General features: G+C 71.9%; 5 protein-coding genes. 2 read left to right on the plus strand and 3 right to left on the minus strand.

Going from position 1 to position 6,797, the window contains the following annotated elements:
• Positions 1-71: 71 nt before the first annotated feature.
• Together VQ02_RS26415 and serA are read right to left on the minus strand one after the other, a co-directional pair.
• Positions 72-2,162: a putative bifunctional diguanylate cyclase/phosphodiesterase gene (locus VQ02_RS26415; protein WP_048447222.1), complete on the minus strand. Its 2,091-nt coding sequence runs from the start codon at positions 2,160-2,162 to the stop codon at positions 72-74.
• A gap of 151 nt (positions 2,163-2,313) precedes the next feature.
• Positions 2,314-3,561: a phosphoglycerate dehydrogenase gene (serA, locus tag VQ02_RS26420; protein WP_048447223.1), complete on the minus strand. Its 1,248-nt coding sequence runs from the start codon at positions 3,559-3,561 to the stop codon at positions 2,314-2,316.
• A 283-nt stretch (positions 3,562-3,844) separates the two neighbouring features.
• Here serA and VQ02_RS26425 point away from each other — a divergent pair, with 283 nt between their 5' ends.
• Complete coding sequence (locus tag VQ02_RS26425; RefSeq protein ID WP_083469471.1) at positions 3,845-4,438, plus strand: SCO family protein; 594 nt, start codon at positions 3,845-3,847, stop codon at positions 4,436-4,438.
• Positions 4,439-4,516: 78 nt separating this feature from the next.
• Here the strand turns inward: VQ02_RS26425 and VQ02_RS26430 are convergent, their stop codons facing one another.
• Entirely contained in the window at positions 4,517-6,349 is a 1,833-nt protein-coding gene (locus VQ02_RS26430; RefSeq protein ID WP_048447225.1) for a glycosyltransferase family 2 protein, read from the minus strand.
• A gap of 124 nt (positions 6,350-6,473) precedes the next feature.
• Here VQ02_RS26430 and VQ02_RS26435 point away from each other — a divergent pair.
• Positions 6,474-6,797: substrate-binding periplasmic protein (locus VQ02_RS26435; protein ID WP_048447226.1), on the plus strand; the 324-nt coding region annotated here is incomplete at its 3' end.

Genomic DNA, 6,797 nt, shown 5'->3' on the forward strand with positions numbered 1-6,797 from the left:
CCCGAACGGGCGCCGGCGCTGATGCGCCGGACGCCTTCGCATCGACACGTCGATGCGAAGGCGCGAGGGTATCAGGCCGTTTTTCGGGTGGGGAAGGGGGCGGTGAGGTCGGCGATCCGGGGAAGGTCCGCCGCCCGCGGCGCCGGGCGTCCGAGGAGGTAGCCCTGGACCTCGCTGCACCCCTCGGCGATGACGAGATCGAGGTGGGCCTGGGTCTCGACCCCCTCGGCCACGGTCGTCACCCCGAGCCTCCGGCCGAGATCCGCCACCACCCCGACGATCGCGGCGCAGTCCGGCCGCTGCACGGCATCGCGCACGAACGAGCCGTCGATCTTGATCTTGTCGAACGGGAACGCCCGCAGGTGGGCCAGCGAGGAGAACCCGGTTCCGAAATCGTCGAGCGCCACCCGCACGCCCATGTCGCGGATGCGGCGCAGATCCGCCAGGCCGGCCTTCTCGTCGCCGAGGAGGGCGCTCTCCGTCACCTCGATCTCGAGGCGGTCCGGGGACAGGCCGCTGGCAAAGAGCGCGTCGAGCACCGCCGAGGCGAGGGTGCCGGTGCCGAGCTGGCGCGGCGAGACGTTGACGGCGACCCGGGCGCCGTCCTCCCAGGACGCGGCGTCCTCGCAGGCCCGGCGCAGCACCCAGGCGCCGAGGTCGCGAATCAGGCCGCTCTCCTCGGCGATCGGGATGAACTCCGCCGGGGAGATCCAGCCCCGCCCCGGATGGTGCCAGCGGATCAGGGCTTCCCGGGCCGTCACCGCCCGGGTGCGCACGTCGGTGATCGGCTGATAGTACAGGAACAGCCCGTCCATGTCGGCCAGCGCGGCGCGCAGCTTGGCCTCCAGCCGCACGCGCTCGTGCAGTCGGACTTCCATCTCGGTGCAGAACAGCCGGAAGGTCCGCTTGCCGGCAGCCTTGGCCGAGTAGAGTGCCATGTCGGCGCGGGAGAGCAGCGCCTCCGGCGCATCGCCGTGCTCCGGCGCCACCGCGATGCCGATGCTCGCCCCAACCTCGAGGCAGCGCTCGGTCTCGACCTGGTAGGGCGCCACCAGGGTGTCGATCAGCCCCTGCGCGAAGGCCGCGAGGTCGGCCGGCGCGATCTCCGGCGTCAGCACGGCGAACTCGTCGCCGCCGAGCCGCGAGACCATCATGCCGGGCCGGGCGCAGGCGACGCGCAGGCGGTCGGCGACGTGCCGCAGCAGGGCGTCGCCGACGAGGTGCCCGTGCGAATCGTTGACGATCTTGAAGCCGTCGAGGTCGATGAACAGCAGGCCGAGTCCGGCCCTGCCCCGGGCGAGCGCCGCGCCGAGATGCTCGCGGAAGGTCGTGCGGTTGGCGAGCCCGGTGAGCGTGTCGTAATGGGCGAGCTGCTGGATCCGCGCCTCGGCCGCGACCTGCTGGGTGACGAGCGACCAGGTCAGCATCGGGCCGAGATAGGCCCCGTCGGTCCCCCGGACCGCCGAGGCCTGCAGGTCGAGCACTTCCGGGCCGACCTTGATCCGGGCGTTGTGCGGCAGGTTGGCCGGATCGGCGAGGAGTCGGCGCTGGTGAGCCGGATTCTTGTGGAAGACGTCGATCGACGCGCCGAGCAGGTCGGCGGCCTTGAGCGGCAGGTGCTCGTCGATCTGCCCCAGGGTGCGCTTCGAGGTCTCGTTGGCGTAGGTGATGCAGTAGGTCGCCGGATCGACCGTCATCACCGCCACCGGCATGTCGTCGATCATGCGCAGGAGCCGGTACTCCTCCTGCTCCTTCAGCACCTCGGCGGTGGCGATCGACCAGACCAGGAGGGCTCGCCTGACCTGGCCGTCCGGCTCCGGCAGGGGATGGATCCGCAGGTCGAGCCACTCGTCGCCGAAGCGGATCCGCGCCTTATGCGGCAGGTTCCCGGGCTCGCTGAGGAGCTCGCGCTGGTACGAGGGATTCTTGTGGAAGACGTCGATCGAGGTCCCGATGATCTGGTCGGGATCGATGCCGATCGTTTCGCGGATCGAGTGCAGCAGCTCGATCGAGTACGGATTGGCGTAGTCGATCGTGAAGGTGGTGAGGTCGCAGGTCATCGCGCCGATCGGCATCACGTCGCAGATCTGCGCGAACGAGACCGGGCCGGGCCGCGCCGCACCGGGGGACAAGGTCACGCCGGAGAACGGACACTTCGTCATGCGCGCGCGATCTCCATCGATACCGTCCCGGCCGTTCGCCGCGGGTTCGATCTTCCTCAGCGTTAGATTGAGGGTAATTCCTTATCAAAAGATGCGGGTTTGCGTCAGATAGAAGACGAGGCCGGCGGCGGGCGCCGGCCTCGCGGTGGCGTCAGCGGCGCTCGTAGAGCAGCCGCGCCCGGATCGTGCCGTCGATGGCGCGCAGCTCCTCGAGCAGGGCCTCGGCGTCAACATCGGTCGCATCGGTCTCCACCACGACGTAACCGACCTCGCCGTCGGTCTGGTAGAACTGCGCCGCGATGTTGATGTGCTTGCGGGCGAAGGTCTCGTTGAGGCGCCCGAGCATGCCCGGCAGGTTGCGCTGCACGTGGATGTAGCGCAGGCCGGTCGGCCGGGCCGGCAGCTGCACCTGCGGGAAGTTCACCGCGCCGACCGTCGAGCCGATGTCGGAATAGTCGACGAGCTTCCTCGCCACCTCGGCGCCGATGCGCTCCTGCGCCTCCTCGGTCGAACCGCCGACATGCGGGGTGAGGATGACGTTCTCGAGGCCCTGAAGCGGCGAGTTGAACCGCTCCTGGTTCGACTTCGGCTCGACCGGGAACACGTCGACCGCCGCGCCGCGCAGGTGCCCGTCGCGCAGGGCCCCCGCCAGGGCGTCGAGGTCGACCACGGTGCCGCGGGAGTTGTTGATGAGGTACGAGCCCGGCTTCATCGCCCGGATCTGCGCCTCGCCGATCATGTTGTGGGTCGAGGGCGTCTCGGGCACGTGCAGCGAGACCACGTCGCTCTGGGCGAGCAGCGCGTCGAGGCTGTCGACCGGCTCGGTGTTGCCGTGGCGCAGGCGGTCGGTGAGATCGTGGAAGATCACCCGCATGCCCATCGCCTCGGCGAGGTTCGAGAGCTGCGAGCCGATGTTGCCGTAGCCGACGATGCCGAGCGTCTTGCCGCGCACCTCGAACGAGCCGGCCGCCGACTTGTCCCAGCCGCCGACATGGGCCGAGACCGAGCGCGGCACGATGCGGCGCAGCAGCATCACGATCTCGCCGATGACGAGCTCGGCTACCGAGCGGGTGTTGGAGAACGGCGCGTTGAAGACCGGGATGCCGCGCCGGCGCGCCGCGTCGAGGTCGACCTGATTGGTGCCGACCGAGAAGCAGCCGACGGCGATGAGGCGGTCGGCGGCCTCGAAGGCGGCCTCGTCGAGCTGGGTGCGCGAGCGGATGCCGAGGATGTGGACGCCCTTGAGAGCTTGGCGCAGGTCCGCCGGATCGAGGGCCTTGGCCAGCCGCGTGACGGTGACGTAGCCGGACGCCTCGAGCAGCGCCACCGCGCTGTCGTTGATGCCTTCGAGCAGCAGGACGCGAATCTTGTCCTTGGGCAGTGAGAGCTTGTCGGCCATGGCGGATCTTCTTGGCAGGTATTCTTGGGAAAACGGGAGTCGGAGACCGCGGGAGGCGCGGGCCGGTCGGCGCGACCGATAGGAGAGGGCGCGACGCAACGCAACATGGGGTCCGGTCGCATGGGCCTGCCCGCACGCAGGGCAGCGCTGCGCCCACCGCGCGGGCAGCCGGCCTCGTTCCGGGGCGACCCCGTGCCCCCTTGCGGGCGGAAACGGGCGGTGCTCCACCGGCCTGCGCCCGCCATGGGACCCAGGACCACGGGAAGCCAGGAAGAGACCGCCGATGCCCCTCACACCCCGGATGCGCCGCGCCGCGATCCCGCTGCTCGTCTTCGTCCTCGGCCTCGCGGTGCTGGGCCTCGCCGCCAGCCTGATGCTCGGCCGCCCCGCCACCGGCACCAGCGCCGTCGGCGGGCCATTCACCCTGGTGAACCAGGACGGCCGCACCGTCACCGACCGGGATTTCGCCGGCACGCCGCACCTCGTGTTCTTCGGCTTCACCCACTGCCCGGACATCTGCCCGACCACCCTGCAGCAGATCTCCGACGTGCTGGCGGCCCTCGGCCCGAAGGGTCGGGACGTGAAGGCGCTGTTCATCAGCGTCGACCCGGAGCGCGACACCCCGGCGGCACTGAAGGATTACCTGTCGAGCTTCGACCCCCGCATCGTCGGCCTCACCGGCTCGGCCGAAGCGGTGGCCGCCACCGTGAAGGCCTACCGGGCCTACAGCCGCAAGGTGCCGCTGAAGGAGGGCGACTACACGATGGAGCACACGGCGCTCGTCTACATCATGGACGGACGGGGCAACTTCGTCGGCTCGCTGAACCTCATGCGCCCGGCCTCAGACGCCGCCGCCGAGGTGGCGCGCCAGCTCTGAGACCAGCGCGTTTTCGGGCGTGCCTTGCGCCTTCGAACGACTCGTTCGAAGGCGCTGCGGTAAGAGGCTCAGGGCACCTCAGCGTCCCTGCCGCATCGCCCCGGTGCGGGAGGTGGCGGCCAGCCCGTGCTCGGTCTTGTTCCAGCGGTGGGGCGCCAGCAGCAGCTCGACGAGGCCGAGCCAGGCCGCGGCGCTGACGAGGCCGTAGTAGAACGGCAGCGCGAGGACCCACGGGGCGAGGCCCCACCATCCCCGCCGCAGGCAGCCGACGAGCGCCGGCAGCAGCATCGCGCCGAGCCCCGCGGCGAGGACCGTGAGCCCCGTCGCCGTCACCAGGTTGGCGAGGAAGTCCGGGGCTGCCGGCAGCGGATCGGCGACGACCTGCCGGACGACCAGCGCGAGGCCGAACGGGTAGGCGAGGGCGGAGACGACCGTGCCAGGCACGCCCGCCACGGCGCAGAGCAGCCCGAGGGGGCCGAGGCGTCGGAACGCCTGGAGCGGGTGCCGGCCGTGGGTGATCGCGGTCTGGATGAAGCCCTTCATCCAGCGGGTGCGCTGGCGTAGCCACGGGCGCAAGGAGGCGGGGGCCTCCTCCAGGGTGGAGAGCGGCAGGTCGCCGACCCGGTAGCCGGCGATCGCGAGGCGCATGCCGAGATCGGCATCCTCGGTGACGTTCCAGGCGTCCCAGCCGTGCAGCTCCCGCAGTACCTGCGTCCGGAAATGCGTGGTCGTGCCGCCCAGCGGTACCGGCAGGTGCGCGGCGGCCAGCAGCGGCAGCAGCACGTCGAACAGGGCGGCGTATTCGAGGGTGAAGCAGCGGGTGAGGCAGGAATCGCCGGTATTGTCGATCACCAGCCGGCCCTGCAGGCAGGCGAGCCGCGGCGAGGCGGCGCGGAACAGGGCGGCGGCAGCTCGCAGCTGGCCAGGGTCCGGCACGTCCTCGGCGTCGTAGACCACGAGGTGCTCGCCCCGCGCCAGCGGCAGGGCGACGTTGAGGGCCCGGGGCTTGGTGCGGGGCAGACCCGCGGGCGCCGTCACCACCTCGAACCGCGCCGGCAGCGGCAGCGTGGCGAGGGCGGCCGCAGTGGCGACGTCGTCGGCCTCGATCACGAACTTGAGGTCGAGCTTGGAGGCCGGATAGTCGAGGCGCGCCAGCGCACGCACCAGGCGGGGCACCACCCGGGTCTCCCGGTAGAGCGCCACCAGCACCGTGTAGACCGGCAGTTCCGCGTCCGGCACCCGGGCGAGGTCCGGCAGGGGATCGGGCCGCACCAGCGGCGCGGCGAGGCGGAAGACGATCACCGCCAGGACCGAGAGGTTGAGGAGCACCAGGGCGGCGAGCTGCAGCCAGACCGCGGCGTCGAGGAGCTGCACCGCCGCCGCGGCGGCGAGCGCCAGGACGAGGACCTGGGCCGGGTGCAGGCCCGGGCGGTAGGCCCAGTCCGGCGCCCGCACCTCCAGGGCCTCGGCGGCCCGGGCCGCGGCGCGAGGACCGGCCGCCCTGAGCACCGCGGCGCTCAGGGCGGCCGGGGTCGTGAAGACCGCTCCCGGCGGCGCGCCGGCGGACAGGAGTGCCGCCACCGCCTCGGCCGGAGGGGCCAGGACCAGTTCCCCGGCAACGCCGAGGGCCGCGCCGATGTGGACGTCCTCGGGGAAGCGGACCTCGGCCTGCAGCGCGAGGCCGGTGCCCCGGAAGGGTCGGCCGAGGGCCCGGGCGAGGGCGGTGTAGTAATCCGCCTCGCTCATCAGGCCGGACCGGAGCAGCGCCGCGACCGGTGCCGTCCCCTCCCGCCGCGCCAGGATCGCGGCGGCGTGGACGATCTCCAGGTCGACGCCCTGGCCGAGCAGGAAGGCGAGCTCGGCCGGCAGGACGATCGCCGCACCGCGGGGAGACCGGACCTCGACGAACATAACAGGCTCCGCACTTGCGGGCTCCCCCTGGCGGAGGTTCGTGGTACGAGAGCGTATGGCTCCTCCCGTTCCCGCGACAGCGCCGCGCCGCCCTGCCGGCGGATTCCTCGCAACCGTGGCGCGGATGCCGCAGCGTCATCTTCGCGGCTTGGTGGCGGCCCTGCTGATGCTGGCCGCCGGGCCGGCGGTCGCCGAACCGGTGACGATCCCGAACTTCTGGAACCCGCGCGCCCGGCTCGAGCGGCCGGAGCCGCCGCAGGCCACGCGGGCGGTGCGCTTCCTGACCGACGACGAATACCCGCCGCTCCACTTCGCCGGGCCGGACGGCAACCCGACGGGGTTCGCCGTCGAGCTCGCCCGGGCGGCCTGCGAGAAGCTCGGCCTGACCTGCACCGTGCAGGTCCGCCGGTTCGACACCCTGCTCGACGCGCTCAAGGCCAACCAGGGC

The organism is Methylobacterium variabile (genome assembly GCF_001043975.1).
Taxonomy (GTDB): Bacteria; Pseudomonadota; Alphaproteobacteria; order Rhizobiales; family Beijerinckiaceae; genus Methylobacterium; species Methylobacterium variabile.